Below are 16,543 nucleotides of genomic sequence, written 5' to 3' on the forward strand. Positions count from 1 at the left end.
CAGGCTATTTTTTCTTTTTAAGATTAAATTTTTTTCGCAATTCTTCCAGTTGATGCTTACTGCTTCTGGATTCCATCTTAGGAAATGCTTTTACAAGACGGCGGCTGACACGCGGTGTTTTACTGCCAAGTTCCTGGTAGTGGTTTTTAAGTTCTGCAATGCGGCTGCGCATTTCTTCGGAGACTTCCTGTGTCTTTTCCTTCAGATCAGCGGCGGCTTCCTGTGTCTTTTCGCGTAAACCGGAGGTGGCTTCCTGCGTCTTACCCAGCAGTCCGGAAGTGGCTTCCTGTGTTCTTTCTTTCAGTCCGGAGGCGGCCTCCTGTATGTTTTCCCTTAGTTCAGCAGCGGCCTCGTCCAGTTTCTGCTTGGAAACCTCCTGCTTTTCCATGGCGAAGATTACTTTTTCATAGATATCTTCACCGATCTGATTGGATATCTCGTGCAGTTCTCCCGCAATTTTTTCCATGCTGGCCAGACGTTTGTTAAATTTGAATATTGCGGTTGCAGTGACATAGAGATCCGCAAACATAGCAATTCCCAGCAACACAATCAGTATAATCCCTGCCGTATGGGGAAGAAAAGTCAGCAGTTTATGGATCAGCGGGTGGATAAAATCCATGATGGCCACGCAGGCGATTCCCCAGACCAGAGAGAAAATCAGGCATACATAACCGCCGATATTAAAAGGCTGTTCCGAATAGTCCCACCATTTATTGTGGAATATCTTGTCCATTGCCCATCCAGTAATGCCTTCGAGAAGGGTAACCAGAATGACGGAAGAAACATAGAGAATAATCAGGTTGTCCTTGTAGGGTGTGAGAAATGCGATAACTATAGTGACTCCCACACCATAGATAGGGCAGATAGGGCCGTTCAAGAATCCTCTGTTCACAAATCTGTGCTCCTTGAAAGCGGCAAATCCCACCTCAGAGCACCAGCCTAAAAATCCGTATACAAAAAAGTAAAGTAATATGTAATAAATGTCCATAATCATATCCCTCTTTAGTGGCAGTTATTTTATATTTTGATGTTCTGCATCTCATATGAATCCCGCATATCAGAATCGCAGAAATCGGAAAGCTATTATTTATAGAGTAAATCTTGTGACAAAAAATGTCAATCTATTTGACTTACTGTGTGAAAAGATTTATAATTCCTTATGGAGAATAATTATCAATACCAAATACATTTTACAGGAGAAAGCCATGAGGTTAAAAGAAGGCAGAAACCATCATACTTACCAGGTACAGGAGATCAATACAGAATTGAATCTGGAGCGCAGGCTGGAGGCGCTTGGACTTACTACGGGGTCTAATATCACAATATTGAATAATGATAAAAAGGGCGCGATTACGGTAAGGTTCCGGGGCACAAGATTTGCTTTGGGAAAACGGATCGCAGACAACATTGTGGTTGAGGAGGTCCGGGCATGAGCGATCGGGTAATTAATGTTGGATTTATAGGAAATCCGAACTGCGGGAAGACAACGTTATTTAATGCATACACAGGCGCCAACCTGAAGGTGGCGAACTGGCCGGGAGTTACGGTAGAAAAAAAAGAAGGAAAGGCATTTTACAAGGACCAGGAGTTCAAACTGATTGATCTTCCGGGTATTTACAGTCTGACCTCGTATACAATGGAGGAAAAGGTATCCAGAGAATGCATTATGAGCGGAGAGGTGGATGTCATTGTGGATGTGGTTGACGCCTCCTGTCTGGAGCGCAATCTCTATCTGACGCTGCAGCTCATTGAGCTGGGAAAGCCAGTGGTACTGGCACTAAATATGATGGATATCGTGGAAGAACGCGGCATGGAGATTGACCTGCACCGTCTGCCGGAGATGCTGGGCATCCCGGCAATACCGGTTTCCGCCAGAAAGATGAGCGGGCTGGAGATCCTGATGCATGCGGTGGCACACCACAAGGATTATGCAAGACAGAGTCCTTTTATCCATCACCATGCTGAGAACACAAAACATATACATAATCATCACCGCGATTACGCAATGGTTTATCAGGATGAGATAGAAGATAAGATCGATCTGATTATAGAACAGTTCCTGCGTTTGTATCCAAGGATGGAAAATAAAAGATGGCATGCCATAAAGATGCTGGAACAGGACCATGCAGTTATGGAGAAATACCCCGTGAATATGCCGGAGGTTATGGACCGTAGTTATGAGAAGGATATCATTAACCAGAAATATGATTTTATAGAAGAGATTATTCAGGAGACCCTGGTGAATAAGAGTAAGAAAGAGGAACGGACGGACAGAGCAGACCGTTTCATGACCAGCAAATGGCTGGGGCTGCCTATCTTTCTTGGAATCATGGCTCTTGTCTTCTTCCTGACTTTTACCGTGGGGGACTGGCTGAAGGGATACTTTGAGATCGCGCTTGAGTGGATATCCGGAGCAGCAGGCAGCCTGTTTACCGCCTGGAATGTGAACGCCATGCTGCAGTCTCTGATCGTGGATGGAATTATCTCAGGCGTCGGAGGGATTCTGACATTTCTGCCGAATATCTTTATCCTGTTCCTGGCGCTTGCCTTTTTGGAGGATAGCGGGTACATGGCGAGAGTGGCGTTTGTCATGGACGATATCATGGGGCACCTGGGGCTTTCCGGGAGGGCATTCCTGCCTATGCTGCTTGGATTCGGATGCTCCGTTCCGGCGATTATGGCATCCAGGGCACTGGAAAATAGAAAGGACAGGCTGAAAACAATCATGGTAACGCCTTTTATGTCCTGCAGCGCAAGGCTGCCGATCTATGTGCTGTTTTCTTCCATGTTTTTCGGAAAACATGCGATGATGGCCTGTTATTCCATGTATCTGCTGGGAATTATTGTTGCGATCACAACGGCCTTTGTCCTTTCGAAAATCGACGGAAGTAAGGCGGAACATTCCCTTTTAATTGAGCTTCCGGAGTATAAGACCCCGAACGCGAGGACAATTGCGATCTATGTCTGGGAAAAGGTGAAAGATTATCTTACCAAGGCGGGAACCGTTATTTTTATAGCTTCGATTATTATGTGGATCATCCTGAATTTTGGAACTGCTGGATATGTGACAGACATTTCCCAGAGTTTTGGATCTATGATCGGAAAGGCTATTGTGCCAATATTTAAACCGCTGGGTCTTGGCTACTGGCAGATCATTGTAGCCCTGATTGCGGGGATTGCCGCAAAGGAAGTCGTGGTATCCAGCTGCAGTGTACTGTTTGGTATCCAGAATATTACCACGGGCCATGGAATGGCAAGCTTTGTGGGAACACTGGGGGCTATGGGCTTCGGAGCGGCCAACGCCTATGCATTAATGGTATTCTGTCTGCTCTATGTACCTTGTACGGCTACAATCGCTACGATTAACCGGGAGGTGGGGAGTAAAAAGATCACAGTCGGGATCGTGTTATTCCAGCTGGCAGTGGCGTGGTGTGTAAGTTTCCTGGCCTATCACATAGCGGGGATATTCTTCTGAGGAGTTTAAGTGGCAGAGGTACTTTTGTAAAAAGGATGTCTGCCGCCTATAGCTGTAATTGGCAACATCAATAAAGGGAGCGTGCAGGCCAGCCTATATAAAAGGAGTATTTATGAAAAGGAGTAGAATTATTTATTTTGCTTTAATTGTAATTACAATGGTATTAGGGCTTGCGTCAAGGCAATTTGGTGACTGTCTGCCGGTATTTCTGAGGAACTATGCGGGTGATGCCTTGTGGGCTATGATGGTATTTTGGGGAATTGGATTCCTATTTTCTAAAATGGCTGCTGCAAAAGTGATGCTGGCGGCATTGGTGTTCTCTTTTGCAATAGAGTTTTCCCAATTGTATCAAGCAGATTGGATAAATGTATTGCGCCACACTACACTGGGAGGATTGATTTTGGAATATGGTTTTTTATGGAGTGATTTAGTGTGTTATACCGTTGGAATTCTGATAGGAGTAGGTATTGAGATTGGGATATTGAACTGGACGGGAATGAGGCAGAAAAAGTAGCTGGCATGATGCGGCCGCTGCAAGTGTGAGTTTCGCGGAATTCGACAATATGGAGGAGTGATAAGAATGCATAATATTAAGTTAGTTTTGGAGTATGACGGGGCGCGCTATCAGGGATGGCAGAGGCTTGGTAAGGGGGAGTCGGCAAATACGGTGGCGAACAGGCTGCTGGATGTGATTCATAAAATGACCGCGGAGGATGTGGAACTGTTTTGTGGGGCCAGGACTGAGGTTGGGGTTCACGCTTATGGGCAGGTGGTTAATTTTAAGACTACTTCGGATATGAAAGCGGATGAAATACGGCAGTATCTGAACCGTTATCTGCCTATGGATATTGCGGTTCTTTCTGCGGAGGAGATGCCGGAGCGTTTTCATGCTTCACTGAATGCGAAGTCCAGGAGTTATCTGTATCGGATTGCTATTGGCGCGGTGCCCAGTGTATTTAACCGGAAATATACTTATTATGCGTTCCGCACCCCGGATGTGGGTGTTATGCAGCAGGCGGCTCTTTTATTGGCCGGAAGACACGATTTTAAACATTTTTCAACTGTTAAGAAGAGTAAGTCTACGGAAAAAGAGATTTATAATATAGACATCCATGGTGATGCGGAAGAGATTCAGATTCGTATTCGGGCAAATGATTTTTTGCATAATATGCCGAGGATGATTGTTGGAACCTTGCTTGATATCGGGCTTGGGAAACGGAAGGTGGAATGTATTGAGGCAGTCTTTTCGGGGGCGGAAGAGGCGAGCGCACCTTGTGATCCGAAAGGGATGTTTTTGGAGAAGGTGGAGGGGTATTTATAGGAGGAGATTATGTTTCGGTCTTTGAGTGAAGGGGAACTGGCGGCGCGGGGGGCGCTTTTGATTGAGAATGTTCAGGATGGTTTTTTGCGGTTTGAGGCTGTGACTCTTAGAGGGGATAAGCTGGCGATGCAGTGCTTTTTGGAGCGGTGTCTGGTGGTGAATGAGGGCGCTTCTTTTGCGGATTTTTATTATTCGGTGCTGACTGAGGAGGAACAGCGTGGATTTGTGGCTGGGTTGAGTGATGAGGAAAAAAGTGTATTTTTGCAGTTTGAAACGGAACCCAGGCAGGTATACTATCCTTTGGTGGCGGAAAATCTGGTTTTTCTTGCGGAGATTACTGCCAGGAACTGGCTGTTTTCTACTTTTTATTTTACGAAGCAAAAAGCGGTGGTCTGGGGAAATTATGGTCTGGAATATCCTTTGTTTTGTGAAGAGGGGGAGACGCTGGAGGGTTATAAAAATATAGCGCAGGAATGCGGATTGGAGTTGGGTTAGATGATAGAAGAGAGAAGAGTTGCGGATTCCAGGGTGGAAACGGTGCATATGGTACGGCCGAATCATTTGAATGCGGCGGGGCGTTTGTTTGGCGGGATTCTGATGCAGTGGCTGGATGATGTGGCCGGGCTGGTGGCGAAGCGCCATACCAGGAGCAACATTATTACGGCCTCGGTGGATAATTTGCGTTTTATTCAGGGGGCTTATCAGAAGGATGTGATTGTGATTATCGGGAAGGCGACTTATGTGGGTAATACGTCCATGGAAGTCAGGGTTGATACTTATGTGGAAAATATGGACGGGATGCGCAGGCCGATTAACCGTGCCTATTTTACGATGGTTGCGTTGGACGAGAATGACAAGCCTAAGCGGGTGCCGCGCCTGATTTTGGAGAGTGAGGAAGAAAAGGCAGAATGGGAAGCAGCAAAAAAGAGAAGAGAGATGAGGATAAAAAGGAAAGAAGAAGGTTTTTAGGCCTTCTTCTTTCCTTTTTATCCTCCGGGTTATTGGGGGATCATTTTTTCTTCATAAAAGAGCTGACCATATTGATGGTTCTGTCGATCTGCGCCTGCTCATCTTTGGACTTTCCATCTTTCATTATTTCCAGGATCAGTGACATCTCGTCCCCGGAAAAACTGATACCCTTTTTGTTTGCATTTGTGATCAGGGCCATCATGATGGGGGCCAGGTCTCTGCCGGATTTGCCGGCGGTCTGGGAAGCAGCCATTTGAATCAGTTCCAGTTTTATGGGGTCAATATTTTTCATAGCCGGATTGTTCATCCATTCGTTCATCTATATCATCTCCTTCCATAAATGAATCATTCCCCATAGGGGCATTGTCTGCTGTATCAGTTTGGGTTGGTGCATTTTCCGCCGAAGCAGGGGCCCATGGTTCATTTCCATGGGAGATGTCTTCTGTGGTATCTTCCATAGAGGAGGTTTCTTTTGGGGCTTCCGCATGAGCAGAATCCTCCCCTGTACCTGGGTCAAAGGACGTATCCCCGGAAAACATGCTATTGTACATCTGGAACATATTCTGCTGGTCAGGAGTCAGCATCCCCATCATCATATCCATGGGATTGAAGCCTCCGGAAAACATATTTCCCATGCCGCCCATGTGGTCAGTTCCGCCGCCGGAAGCTCCGGCAAAACTGTTTTCGGATGAAAAACCGCTGTCTGTGCCTGAAAAACCATTTTCCTGGCCCTGAGAGCTTTCCTGGAACATTTGTACCATTTCCATTATATTCATCATATTCAGAAATGTGTCCATCATTTCCGCCTGCTGCTGCGGCAGATAGGGCCTTAACTCCTGGAGCATCTCCATCATCGATGGTGCCTGGTCGCTGCCAAAGGCCTGGCTATGTAAATCGTTTTCGAAATTCTGAAAAAAAGAAATTGTCTGCTGGAGCTCCTGGAATTTTATGAATATTCCCAAAAACTGCTGGTTAGAAGCAGGAGTGTAGGGCAGAAGCAGCTTCAGCATCTGAAGCTGGGGCGGTGTAACCAGTTCATCAAACGGTGTCATTGGTTTTGGCGTTTTCTTTTCCATATTCACTCCTGTTTATCACGTTGTAAATATATATGATGAGAAGTATAAAAATATGAGGATGGGATAAGACTAAAGTGAGGACTCCTACATACTATAATAGGGAATAGAAAGGAAAGGGCGGTTTCAAAATGAAAAGAAAACTGATTATCGATGGAAATGCGGTGTATGAGATAGACGAGGATTGCATGCTGAAGAAACGAATGGAAGAGAAGAAAGGGAACAAAGAGCCGGAGGGGAAAAAAAGGCCGCAGGATCAGAATAAGGCAAAACCATAACCATGCGGGTAAATCCATTTTTAGAATGCTAGAACAAAGTGGGCAAGCTGGCGCCGCCGCGATGCCGTTTGGCGGCTATATACTTTATTGCGGCGTGTGCATTCTCCCATAGGGTTTTATGATATAGGAAATTCTGAATGAATTTCCTATATCATAAAATAACCCCGGTACAAAGATCTGTACCGGGGCTGTTTTTATTTCCTGCCTTTGGGCGCCCGAAACGTAAATGTTACGGGATGGCCCGGGCAGAAATTCCTGTTCTGGTAAGTTTTACTGGTTTGGAATTAGCATCCGCAGTTGTTTCCGCCGCCAAAGCCGCCGCAGCAGCAAAGCAGGATGATGATCCACAGGCAGCTGTCGTTGCCGCCGCAGCCATTGCCGCATCCGCCGCCAAAGCCGTTGCCGCCGCAGCAGCAAAGCAGGATAATGATCCACAGACAAGAAGACATTCCGTTTCCGCATCCTCCGCAGCTAGTTTCGCATCCACATCCGCAGTTTGTAGCACTTAAATCACTCATGTTAAATCCTCCATATATGTTTGATTACAGTTCATAATATGTAGGTGGTTACAAATGTGTGAAAAGATTCCCCTAATTAATTTTAAAAAGATTTTTATACCATTTTAATATCCGGCCGGGGTTCTTTCACACCTATTTTATGGTGTATGTGTTATTTTATATAGGAAAGTACTTAGCACTTTCCTATTATATAAAACCCTTCGGGGGATGCACACGCCGCCATAAGGTATATAGCCGCAAAGCGGCATTGCGGCGGCGCCAAAGTGTGCAAGCCCCTCATGAGTGAGGGGGTGGAGAGTTGAGGTGGGCTTGCCCACTTGTTCTAAGAATAACCCGGACAGCGATTTATCCTAATGTCTGAAAGGGTTTCATCTTGCAATGCAGAAGATTCTGAAGTAAGATAGCAGAAAGGAAACGGCAAAGGAATTGATAGGATGAAGGAAGACAGCAGAAAGCCGGATCTGTTTTTGAAACAGCTGATGGAGGCTGAGAAAGAACAAAGCGGAAAAGGCAGATTAAAAATATTTTTTGGTTACGCGGCAGGCATAGGAAAAACCTATGCCATGCTGTCGTCTGCCCACAAGGCGAAAGACGCAGGAATTGACGTGGTCGCAGGCTACATAGAACCGCATACTAGGCCGGAGACGATGGCTCTGACGCAGGGCCTGGAGATGCTTTCTGTAAAAGAGGTGGAATATCACGGCATGCGTCTCCATGAATTTGACCTGGAGGCTGCCCTGCTCAGAAAACCCGAACTGATTCTGGTGGATGAACTGGCGCATACAAACGCACAGGGCAGTATCCATGCCAAACGTTACCAGGATATAAAGGAGCTTTTGAAGGCGGGGATTAATGTTTATACTACGGTCAATGTACAGCACTTGGAGAGTCTGAACGACACCATAGCAGGGATTACGGGGGTGCTTGTGCGGGAACGGATTCCCGACAGCGTGTTTGACGAGGCGGATCAGGTGGAGATGGTGGATATTGAGCCGGAGGAGCTGCTGGAGCGGCTGAAGGCCGGGAAGATCTATAAGGAAAAGCAGGCGGACCGGGCGCTTTCCAACTTTTTTACAAAGGATAACCTGATCTCTCTGCGGGAAATTGCACTGCGGCGTATGGCTGATCGTGTGAATCTTGCCCAGGACAGCATGATCCATGCCAGCAATGAGACAGCGGAACATCTCATGGTATGCTTGTCCCCTTCGCCTTCCAACGGCAAGGTGATCCGGCAGGCGGCCCGGATGGCGAATGCATTTCACGGCAAACTGACTGCGCTCTATGTGGAAACGCCCGATTCGGCCAATATGTCGAAGGCAGATCAGAAGGGGCTGAATGATAATACGCGGCTGGCGGAACAGCTGGGAGCAAAAATCGTCACTTCCTATGGGACTGATATCGTAGAAGAAATTGCGGCGTATGCGCAGGCATCCCGAGTCTCCAAGGTTGTTCTGGGCAGAACTTATACAAAACGAAGGCTTTTGTTTATCCGGGACAGCGTATCCGAACAGCTATCCAGGCTGGCGCCGAACCTGGAAATCTTTCTGATCCCGGATGCATTCGATAAGAGATACAGAGGCCGCGTAAAAAAGAGGCGGGAGGAGACATATAAGAAGGCCTGGCTTGATGCGCTCATATGTATTGTCAGCCTGGGCGTGTCCACGGCAATTGCCCTGATCTTCACCAGGCTCGGATTCAGCGACGCCAATCTGGTCATGGTATATATCCTGGGTGTGCTGACATCAGCTATGTTTACCAGCCATCAGATCTGGGGGATAATTACAAGTGTTTTCAGCGTGCTTGTGTTTAATTATTTTTTTACGGATCCGGTGCGGACGCTGTCTGTCAATGATCCGGGATACTTTATTACGTTTTTCGTGATGTTTGTCACTTCCCTGTGCAGCTCGGCGCTTACCAAGCAGGTGAAGAACTATGCCCGCCAGAATGCCAGGAAGGCCTACCGTACCGAACTGCTTTTGGAAACCAGCAGAAAGCTGCAGGATGCGGGTACCACCCAGGAGATTGCTTCAAGAACAATTCAGCAGCTGGGAATGCTTCTGGAGAAGAATATTTATTTCTATCTCGGGAAACCATCGGCCAATAACAGACCGATTGTATATAAGAAAGATCCGGATGCGCCGGATGTGCTGGGGGAGGAGGAATTGGGAGTTGCCCAGTGGACCTTCCGCAACAATAAGCATGCAGGCTTCTCCACCCAGACGCTTCCGGGTTCCCGCTTCCTTTTTGCCGCGGTCAGGAGCGGGGAGAGAGTCTTTGCGGTCGTCGGGATTGATATGGAGAAGAAGGCGATCCCGGCTTTTGAAGAAGGCGTTATGGGGGCTATTTTGAACGAGTGTGCGTTTGCGTTGGAGAAGGAGGCGCTCCTCGTACAACAGCAGGAGATTGACCTGAAGCTGCAGAAGGAACAGCTGCGTGCGAATCTTCTGCGCTCTATTTCCCACGATCTGCGTACGCCTCTTACCAGCATATCGGGCAATGCCGAAACCCTTTTGATCAATGAAGGCGAAGTGGAAAGAGAGCAGAGAAAGAAGATTTACAAAGATATCTATGATGATTCCATGTGGTTGATTAATCTGGTTGAAAATCTGCTTTCTGTCACCAGGATTGAAAATGGCACGATGGAACTGAATCTTCAGGGAGAGATCGTGGAGGATGTGATCGAAGAAGCGCTGCATCACGTGAACCGGCGCGGAAAAGAACAGAAGATCCATGTGGAATGTGATGAGCTGCTGATGGCGAAGATGGATGTAAAACTGATGCTTCAGGTATTGATTAATCTGACGGACAATGCGGTAAAATATACGCCGGCAGGCTCCGAGATCTGGATTAAAGCGCTAAAACAGGGAAACAGGGCCGTGATCTCGGTAGCGGATAATGGACCGGGGATTCCGGCAGAGCACAAGCCCAAGCTGTTCCAGATGTTTTATACCGCAGGCCATGCGGTTAACGACGGCAGGCGGGGGATGGGCCTGGGGCTGACTCTGTGCAAATCCATTATCAATGCTCATGGAAGCGAGTTAAAAGTATATGACAATGTTCCGAAGGGAACCGTATTTTGTTTTGAATTGGAAGTGGAGGAAGTAACATTATGACAGTGAATGGCAAACCTTTTATTCTTGTTGTCGAGGATGATATGCCGGTCAGAAATCTGATCACCACAACGCTGGAATCCCAGGATTATAAATATGAGACTGCTGCTAACGGAAACCAGGCGGTCATGGCCGCGGCTTCCGGCAATCCGGATATCATACTGATGGACCTGGGGCTGCCGGATATGGATGGTATTGAGGTGATCCGAAAGATCCGGACGTGGTCTGTAGCGCCGGTGATCGTGATCAGCGCAAGGAGTGATGACAGGGATAAAGTGGAGGCTCTGGACGCCGGGGCGGATGATTATCTGACAAAACCGTTCAGTGTGGAGGAGCTGCTTGCAAGGCTGCGTTCCACGCTGCGCAGGGTGCAGTATCTCATGCGGACGAAGGATCAGAACTCCAGTGTGTTTAAAGATGGGGATCTGGTGATTGATTACGGCGCGGGAACGGTCTTTGTGGGAGAAAAAGAGATTCATCTTATGCCTTTGGAGTACAGCCTGCTCTGTCTGCTCGCGCAGAATGTTGGAAAAGTGCTGACATACCAGTTTATCCTGGATAAAGTCTGGGTGAATGCGATTGAAAGCGATATGTCCTCTCTCAGAGTATATATGGCGTCACTCCGCAAAAAAATTGAAAAAGACAAATCCAATCCGCAGTATATCCAAACCCATATAGGCGTAGGGTACCGGATGCTGCGGGTAGATGAGAAGACGGAGGTTAGCTGACAGGCGGGGCACAAAATTAGTAGACAGGGACAACATTTCTGAATATCATATTAAAAAAGGTGTTTTCATGAAATGGGTAAAGCAGACTGTTGGATATTGGTGCCCGGATATCATTACTAATAAATACCTGGGACAGGGTGTGCGCGCAGCGGTACTGGATACCGGAATCACGCTTCACCCTGATTTTGATAGAAGAATTATTGGTTTTCGCGATTTTGTTAATCATAAAGATAAAATATATGATGATGGTAAGCACGGAACGCATGTTTCTGGAATTTTGGCCGGGAGCGGGAGACTGTCCTCGGGGGTATACGCCGGGATGGCGCCGCGGGCGGAGATTCTGGTAGGGAAGGTACTGGATCATACGGGGAACGGCTCGGTGGAAGATGTTCTTGAGGGAATTGACTGGCTGCTTATGATCCACAAAAGGGTGAAACTCCGCATTGTGAATATCTCTGTGGGAACACAGCCGGGAGTGGAGAGAGCGCAGGAACAAAGGCTTGTGGATGCTGTGGAAGCGCTTTGGGATGCAGGGCTTGTGGTGGTCGTCTCAGCAGGAAATTACGGACCGGGCGCGGGGACAGTTGCTGTTCCGGGTACCAGCAGGAAAGTGATAACTGTAGGGGCAGTGGGGGAGAAAAGATCGATCATTGCGGGGCGCGGCGGCAGAGAATGGAATTATTCGGGGAACGGCCCCACGGATGCTTGCGTTATTAAGCCGGATCTGCTGGCGCCGGGGACGAATATCCTGAGCTGCAACGGAGATTATACCAACCGCTGGCAGAAGCCATATGTCACAAAAAGCGGCACGTCGATGGCAACGCCTGTGGTGTCGGGAGCGATCGCCTGCATGCTGTCAAAATTTCCGGATATGACCAATGTGGAGGTGAAGCTTAAGCTCCGTGAGTCTTGTGTCAGAAATGAGTGCGCGGCACAGGGCTGGGGGATGCTCAACGTAGGGAAACTGCTTACGATGTAATTTGCTGCAAAAACAGGTTGGAAAATCAAATAAAAAAACAGATGAAAAATAAAGCAGGTGTCAAGAAAAAATACTTGACACCTGCTTTGCTTTTTAGTATGATAACAAAGGTGATGATTGTGAATGAGATTTTAGAACAGGCGTTGTTATATGATTTTTATGGTGAACTACTCACAGATCACCAAAAAGAGATTTACGGGCAGTTTGTGCTGGAAGATCTGTCATTAAGCGAGATAGCGCAGTCTGAAGGGATCAGCAGGCAGGGTGTCCACGACCTGGTCAGGCGCTGCCAGAAGATTCTGGAAGGGTACGAGAGCAAGCTGCATCTTGTTGAGAAGTTTCTTTCTGTAAAAAAGATGGTGCAGGAGATTAATGATGTGCTTGACTCTTACGAGAGTCGGGATGTGGAGCCGGAAGTAATGGCTGAGAGAATCCGGAGGATTTCGGATACTATTATAGAGGAGTTATAGAATGGCATTTGACAGTTTAACTGAAAAGCTTCAAAACGTATTTAAAAACCTCCGCAGTAAGGGACGGCTTACGGAAGACGATGTGAAGACGGCCCTGAAGGAAGTAAAGATGGCGCTACTGGAAGCAGACGTCAATTTTAAGGTAGTCAAGGGATTTGTCAAAGATGTACAGGAACGCGCGGTCGGTCAGGATGTGATGAACGGACTGAATCCGGGCCAGATGGTTATCAAGATCGTAAACGAAGAGATGGTCAAGCTGATGGGATCCGAGACGACGGAGATACAGCTGCAGCCGGGCAGTGCGATCACGGTGATTATGATGGCGGGCCTTCAGGGAGCCGGTAAGACGACGACGACGGCTAAGCTGGCGGGAAAGTACAAGTTAAAGGGCAAGAAACCGCTGCTTGTGGCATGTGATGTATACAGGCCGGCAGCAATCAAGCAGTTACAGATAAATGGAGAGAAGCAGGGCGTGGAAGTATTTTCCATGGGAGACAAGAACAAGCCTGCGGACATTGCAAAGGCCGCTTATGAACACGCGGTAAAAAATGGCAACAACATTGTGATACTGGATACCGCCGGACGTCTTCACATTGATGAGGATATGATGGGGGAGCTTCAGGAGATCAAGGAGGCAGTTACAGTGCATCAGACGATCCTGGTTGTGGATGCAATGACCGGACAGGATGCGGTTAATGTTGCCGGAAGTTTCCATGAAAAGATCGGAATTGACGGAGTCATTGTCACGAAGCTGGACGGTGACACCCGGGGCGGGGCGGCGCTGTCGATCAAAGCCGTAACCGGAAGGCCGATTTTATATGTAGGTATGGGAGAAAAACTTTCCGATCTGGAACAGTTTTATCCGGACCGAATGGCTTCCCGTATTCTGGGTATGGGGGATGTCCTGACCCTGATTGAAAAAGCAGGGGCGGAGATAGACGAAGAAAAAGCCAAAAAGATGACAGAGAAGATGAAGAAGGCCCAGTTTGATTTTGATGATTATCTGGAAAGCATGAGCCAGATGAAGAAGATGGGCGGTCTGTCAAGCGTCATGAGCATGATGCCGGGACTCGGCGGCATGAACTCGAAGCTGCCGGATTTGGATTCCGAGGAGAATGACAAGAAAATGGCCCGGATGGAGGCCATGATCCATTCCATGACACTGGAAGAACGCAGCAACCCGGATCTGTTAAATCCATCCAGAAAGCACCGGATAGCCAGAGGCGCCGGCGTGGATATATCAGAAGTGAACCGTATGGTGAAGCAGTTCAATGAGGCAAGGAAGATGATGAAGAAACTTCCGGGCATGATGGGCGGCAAAGGTGGTAAGAAAGGTAAGTTCAGGCTTCCTTTTTAACACATAAATTAACAAAAAAGAAAAAATAATAAGAAGAGGTGAAAAAAATGGCAGTAAAAATCAGATTAAAAAGAATGGGACAGAAGAAGGCTCCTTTCTATAGAATCGTAGTTGCAGATTCCAGATCTCCAAGAGACGGTAAGTTCATCGAGGAAATCGGAACATATGATCCGAACCTGGAGCCAAGCGGGATTAAGGTAGACGAGGAAGCAGCTAAGAAGTGGTTAAACAACGGAGCTCAGCCTACAGAAGTAGTAGGAAAAATCTTGAAAGCAGCAGGCATTGAGAAATAAGCTGTTCCGCGGAGGTGGCTTAGATGAAAGAATTAGTTGAAGTAATTGCGAAAGCATTAGTAGACGAACCGGACAGCGTTGTTGTGACTGAAAGACAGGACGGCAGGACTACTGTGTTAGAAGTTCGTGTCGCCGACGGCGATATGGGCAAGGTTATTGGAAAACAGGGCCGTATTGCAAAGGCAATCCGTTCTGTAGTGAAGGCAGCTGCTGCCAAGGAAGATAAAAGAGTTGTTGTTGATATTATACAATAGCAGAATTTAAGGGGACAGCCTTCATGCGCCAGCATAAAGAGACTGCCCCTTTCCTTTTATCCGTAGAATGGCAGGTGTCTGACTCGTTTTATGGAGACTGGACGAGATGCAGTCTTATGTGACGTTAAATTAAGAAAACAGATACAGGAGAAGAATATGGAACAGTTCTTACAGGTAGGGGTGATTTCCTCTACTCATGGAATCCGCGGGGAAGTCAAGGTGTTCCCGACGACGGACGATGCGGCTAGATTTAAAAGTTTAAAACAGGTGATACTTGATACGGGAAAAGAACACATTCTCATGGAGATACAGGGCGTAAAGTTTTTTAAGCAGTTCGTCATTGTAAAGTTTAAGGGAATTGATGATATAAATGATGTAGAAAAATATAAAGGAAAAAGCCTGCTGGTGTCCCGGGAGGATGCGGTCAGCCTGGAGGAGGACGAGTACTATATCGCGGATCTGATCGGTATGAAGGTGTACACAGAGGACGGTGAGTTCGGCGTGCTGAAGGATGTGATCGAGACCGGAGCGAACGAAGTCTATGTGATAGAGTCACCGGAACATGGAGAGGTGCTGATCCCGGCGATTCACGACTGTATACTGGATGTGAATGTGGAGGAACAGACGATGAAGGTGCATCTGCTGGAGGGACTTATATCATGAATTTTCATATACTGACTTTATTCCCGGAAATGGTGATGGACGGGTTGAATACAAGCATAATAGGGCGGGCTGTGAATAACGGCCTGCTGTCAATTGAGGCCGTAAATATCCGGGATTATGCATTTAATAAACACCAGAGCGTGGATGATTATCCTTACGGTGGAGGGGCCGGCATGCTGATGCAGGCGGAGCCGGTGTATCAGGCGTACCAATCGATCGCCGGGAGGCTGGAGAAACAGCCCAGGGTGGTGTATCTTTCACCGCAGGGAAAGACTTTTACTCAAAAGATGGCGGAGGAACTGGCGCAGGAAAGTGAACTGGTGCTTCTTTGCGGGCATTACGAGGGGATCGACGAGAGGGTGCTGGAAGAGATTGTGACGGATTATGTCTCCATTGGGGATTATGTGCTTACAGGGGGAGAACTTCCCGCTATGGTCATGGTGGATGCGATATCACGGCTGGTTCCGGGTGTTCTGCACAATGACGTGTCGGCGGAATTTGAATCCTTTCAGGATAACCTGCTGGAATATCCGCAGTATTCCAGGCCGGAGGAATGGCATGGAAAAAAAGTGCCGGAGGTGCTGCTTTCCGGGCATCATGCAAATATTGAAAAGTGGCGGCGGGAACAGGCTGTATTGAGAACCAGGGAACGGCGGCCGGATCTGCTGGAGAAGAGGGGCGGGGTGTAAAGAGCCATTTCCTTTAATAGTATGGAAGAACAAAGTATGCAAGCCCCTCAAGAGTGAGGGGCTTGCATACTTTGGCAATGCCGCAGTGCGCCTTATGGCTATATATCTTATTGCGGCATCCCCCGGAGGGGGTTATATAATAGGAAAGTGCACTGCACATTCCTATTATATAAAAAGAGATCGCCATAAATGACGATCTCTCGGTTACAAAATTACTAGGATTTCTCCTACGTTTACAACATCATACTAGCATAAAGCAGTAGATATGTCAAACTATTTTGTAATCTATGATTGCGTAAATTTACCTTCGGAAATAATGGTGTAGAGTTCACCCATGATGTACTGATAAAGTATCAGACAATGACT

The 16,543-nt window shown here is 47.4% G+C and carries 20 protein-coding genes; 16 read left to right on the forward strand and 4 right to left on the reverse strand.

Annotated elements, in window-relative coordinates; translation table 11 throughout:
* Positions 1-4 precede the first annotated feature (4 nt).
* A complete protein-coding gene (locus tag GKG43_RS11100) occupies positions 5-988 on the reverse strand; it encodes a hypothetical protein (protein ID WP_055152043.1) in 984 nt (327 codons plus the stop codon).
* A gap of 217 nt (positions 989-1,205) precedes the next feature.
* Here GKG43_RS11100 and GKG43_RS11105 point away from each other — a divergent pair, with 217 nt between their 5' ends.
* From GKG43_RS11105 to GKG43_RS11130, 6 genes are all read left to right on the forward strand, one after another.
* A complete protein-coding gene (locus GKG43_RS11105; protein WP_025656889.1) occupies positions 1,206-1,433 on the forward strand; it encodes a FeoA family protein in 228 nt (75 codons plus the stop codon).
* Positions 1,430-3,475 (forward strand): ferrous iron transport protein B, encoded by a 2,046-nt coding sequence (gene feoB, locus GKG43_RS11110; protein WP_025656890.1) that lies wholly within the window; start codon positions 1,430-1,432, stop codon positions 3,473-3,475. Before GKG43_RS11105 ends, feoB begins: the two co-directional genes overlap by 4 nt.
* Before the next feature lie 112 nt (positions 3,476-3,587).
* Positions 3,588-3,989: a DUF2809 domain-containing protein gene (locus GKG43_RS11115; protein ID WP_025656891.1), complete on the forward strand. Its 402-nt coding sequence runs from the start codon at positions 3,588-3,590 to the stop codon at positions 3,987-3,989.
* Between the two features lie 66 nt (positions 3,990-4,055).
* Positions 4,056-4,796 carry a tRNA pseudouridine(38-40) synthase TruA gene (gene truA, locus GKG43_RS11120; protein WP_025656892.1) on the forward strand — a complete coding sequence of 247 codons (741 nt, stop codon included), beginning with the start codon at positions 4,056-4,058 and terminating at the stop codon, positions 4,794-4,796.
* 9 nt (positions 4,797-4,805) lie between these two features.
* Positions 4,806-5,291 (forward strand): hypothetical protein, encoded by a 486-nt coding sequence (locus tag GKG43_RS11125; RefSeq protein ID WP_025656893.1) that lies wholly within the window; start codon positions 4,806-4,808, stop codon positions 5,289-5,291.
* Positions 5,292-5,765 (forward strand): acyl-CoA thioesterase, encoded by a 474-nt coding sequence (locus GKG43_RS11130; protein ID WP_025656894.1) that lies wholly within the window; start codon positions 5,292-5,294, stop codon positions 5,763-5,765.
* A gap of 40 nt (positions 5,766-5,805) precedes the next feature.
* On the opposite strand, the gene GKG43_RS11135 is transcribed toward GKG43_RS11130, so the two are convergent.
* Positions 5,806-6,084: a hypothetical protein gene (locus GKG43_RS11135; protein WP_025656895.1), complete on the reverse strand. Its 279-nt coding sequence runs from the start codon at positions 6,082-6,084 to the stop codon at positions 5,806-5,808.
* Positions 6,044-6,841, reverse strand: coding sequence for a hypothetical protein (locus GKG43_RS11140; protein ID WP_055152046.1), 798 nt, complete (start codon positions 6,839-6,841; stop codon positions 6,044-6,046). The genes GKG43_RS11135 and GKG43_RS11140 overlap by 41 nt, the downstream gene beginning before the upstream one ends.
* Positions 6,842-6,969: 128 nt before the next feature.
* Here GKG43_RS11140 and GKG43_RS22925 point away from each other — a divergent pair, with 128 nt between their 5' ends.
* A complete protein-coding gene (locus GKG43_RS22925; protein ID WP_167702483.1) occupies positions 6,970-7,116 on the forward strand; it encodes a hypothetical protein in 147 nt (48 codons plus the stop codon).
* A 284-nt stretch (positions 7,117-7,400) separates the two neighbouring features.
* Here the strand turns inward: GKG43_RS22925 and GKG43_RS11145 are convergent, their stop codons facing one another.
* Entirely contained in the window at positions 7,401-7,634 is a 234-nt protein-coding gene (locus GKG43_RS11145; RefSeq protein ID WP_081733163.1) for a chorion class high-cysteine HCB protein 13, read from the reverse strand.
* A 434-nt stretch (positions 7,635-8,068) separates the two neighbouring features.
* Between GKG43_RS11145 and GKG43_RS11150 the strand changes: the two genes are divergently transcribed.
* The 9 genes from GKG43_RS11150 to trmD all read left to right on the forward strand — a co-directional run bounded on the left by GKG43_RS11150 (position 8,069) and on the right by trmD (position 16,177).
* The gene (locus GKG43_RS11150) at positions 8,069-10,747 is read left to right on the forward strand and encodes a sensor histidine kinase KdpD (protein WP_129879105.1); all 2,679 of its coding nucleotides are present in this window, start codon (positions 8,069-8,071) and stop codon (positions 10,745-10,747) included.
* Positions 10,744-11,472 (forward strand): response regulator transcription factor, encoded by a 729-nt coding sequence (locus tag GKG43_RS11155; RefSeq protein ID WP_025656898.1) that lies wholly within the window; start codon positions 10,744-10,746, stop codon positions 11,470-11,472. Before GKG43_RS11150 ends, GKG43_RS11155 begins: the two co-directional genes overlap by 4 nt.
* A 67-nt stretch (positions 11,473-11,539) precedes the next feature.
* Positions 11,540-12,451, forward strand: coding sequence for a S8 family peptidase (locus GKG43_RS11160; protein WP_129879106.1), 912 nt, complete (start codon positions 11,540-11,542; stop codon positions 12,449-12,451).
* Between the two features lie 119 nt (positions 12,452-12,570).
* Positions 12,571-12,921 carry a YlxM family DNA-binding protein gene (ylxM, locus tag GKG43_RS11165; protein ID WP_330377547.1) on the forward strand — a complete coding sequence of 117 codons (351 nt, stop codon included), beginning with the start codon at positions 12,571-12,573 and terminating at the stop codon, positions 12,919-12,921.
* A 1-nt stretch (position 12,922) separates the two neighbouring features.
* Positions 12,923-14,278, forward strand: a complete 1,356-nt coding sequence (gene ffh / locus GKG43_RS11170) for a signal recognition particle protein (protein WP_050639573.1) — start codon at positions 12,923-12,925, stop codon at positions 14,276-14,278.
* A gap of 47 nt (positions 14,279-14,325) precedes the next feature.
* Positions 14,326-14,571 carry a 30S ribosomal protein S16 gene (gene rpsP / locus GKG43_RS11175; RefSeq protein ID WP_009003357.1) on the forward strand — a complete coding sequence of 82 codons (246 nt, stop codon included), beginning with the start codon at positions 14,326-14,328 and terminating at the stop codon, positions 14,569-14,571.
* 23 nt (positions 14,572-14,594) lie between these two features.
* A complete protein-coding gene (locus tag GKG43_RS11180) occupies positions 14,595-14,825 on the forward strand; it encodes a KH domain-containing protein (protein ID WP_025656902.1) in 231 nt (76 codons plus the stop codon).
* Between the two features lie 156 nt (positions 14,826-14,981).
* Positions 14,982-15,488: a ribosome maturation factor RimM gene (gene rimM / locus GKG43_RS11185; RefSeq protein ID WP_055152058.1), complete on the forward strand. Its 507-nt coding sequence runs from the start codon at positions 14,982-14,984 to the stop codon at positions 15,486-15,488.
* Complete coding sequence (trmD, locus tag GKG43_RS11190; RefSeq protein ID WP_055152061.1) at positions 15,485-16,177, forward strand: tRNA (guanosine(37)-N1)-methyltransferase TrmD; 693 nt, start codon at positions 15,485-15,487, stop codon at positions 16,175-16,177. Before rimM ends, trmD begins: the two co-directional genes overlap by 4 nt.
* Positions 16,178-16,543 lie beyond the last annotated feature (366 nt).

This window comes from Eubacterium sp. BIOML-A2 (assembly GCF_009680135.1).
Lineage (GTDB): Bacteria > Bacillota > Clostridia > Lachnospirales > Lachnospiraceae > Faecalicatena > Faecalicatena contortus_B.

Coding starts and splice junctions, on each gene's coding strand:
- GKG43_RS11135 (WP_025656895.1), bottom strand. CDS start 6,084: ATGAACGAATGGATGAACAATCCGGCTATGAAAAATATTGACCCCATA.
- GKG43_RS11140 (WP_055152046.1), bottom strand. CDS start 6,841: ATGGAAAAGAAAACGCCAAAACCAATGACACCGTTTGATGAACTGGTT.
- GKG43_RS22925 (WP_167702483.1), top strand. CDS start 6,970: ATGAAAAGAAAACTGATTATCGATGGAAATGCGGTGTATGAGATAGAC.
- GKG43_RS11100 (WP_055152043.1), bottom strand. CDS start 988: ATGGACATTTATTACATATTACTTTACTTTTTTGTATACGGATTTTTA.
- GKG43_RS11130 (WP_025656894.1), top strand. CDS start 5,292: ATGATAGAAGAGAGAAGAGTTGCGGATTCCAGGGTGGAAACGGTGCAT.
- rimM (WP_055152058.1), top strand. CDS start 14,982: ATGGAACAGTTCTTACAGGTAGGGGTGATTTCCTCTACTCATGGAATC.
- GKG43_RS11180 (WP_025656902.1), top strand. CDS start 14,595: ATGAAAGAATTAGTTGAAGTAATTGCGAAAGCATTAGTAGACGAACCG.
- GKG43_RS11105 (WP_025656889.1), top strand. CDS start 1,206: ATGAGGTTAAAAGAAGGCAGAAACCATCATACTTACCAGGTACAGGAG.
- truA (WP_025656892.1), top strand. CDS start 4,056: ATGCATAATATTAAGTTAGTTTTGGAGTATGACGGGGCGCGCTATCAG.
- rpsP (WP_009003357.1), top strand. CDS start 14,326: ATGGCAGTAAAAATCAGATTAAAAAGAATGGGACAGAAGAAGGCTCCT.
- trmD (WP_055152061.1), top strand. CDS start 15,485: ATGAATTTTCATATACTGACTTTATTCCCGGAAATGGTGATGGACGGG.
- ffh (WP_050639573.1), top strand. CDS start 12,923: ATGGCATTTGACAGTTTAACTGAAAAGCTTCAAAACGTATTTAAAAAC.
- GKG43_RS11155 (WP_025656898.1), top strand. CDS start 10,744: ATGACAGTGAATGGCAAACCTTTTATTCTTGTTGTCGAGGATGATATG.
- GKG43_RS11145 (WP_081733163.1), bottom strand. CDS start 7,634: ATGAGTGATTTAAGTGCTACAAACTGCGGATGTGGATGCGAAACTAGC.
- GKG43_RS11150 (WP_129879105.1), top strand. CDS start 8,069: ATGAAGGAAGACAGCAGAAAGCCGGATCTGTTTTTGAAACAGCTGATG.
- GKG43_RS11125 (WP_025656893.1), top strand. CDS start 4,806: ATGTTTCGGTCTTTGAGTGAAGGGGAACTGGCGGCGCGGGGGGCGCTT.
- feoB (WP_025656890.1), top strand. CDS start 1,430: ATGAGCGATCGGGTAATTAATGTTGGATTTATAGGAAATCCGAACTGC.
- GKG43_RS11160 (WP_129879106.1), top strand. CDS start 11,540: ATGAAATGGGTAAAGCAGACTGTTGGATATTGGTGCCCGGATATCATT.
- GKG43_RS11115 (WP_025656891.1), top strand. CDS start 3,588: ATGAAAAGGAGTAGAATTATTTATTTTGCTTTAATTGTAATTACAATG.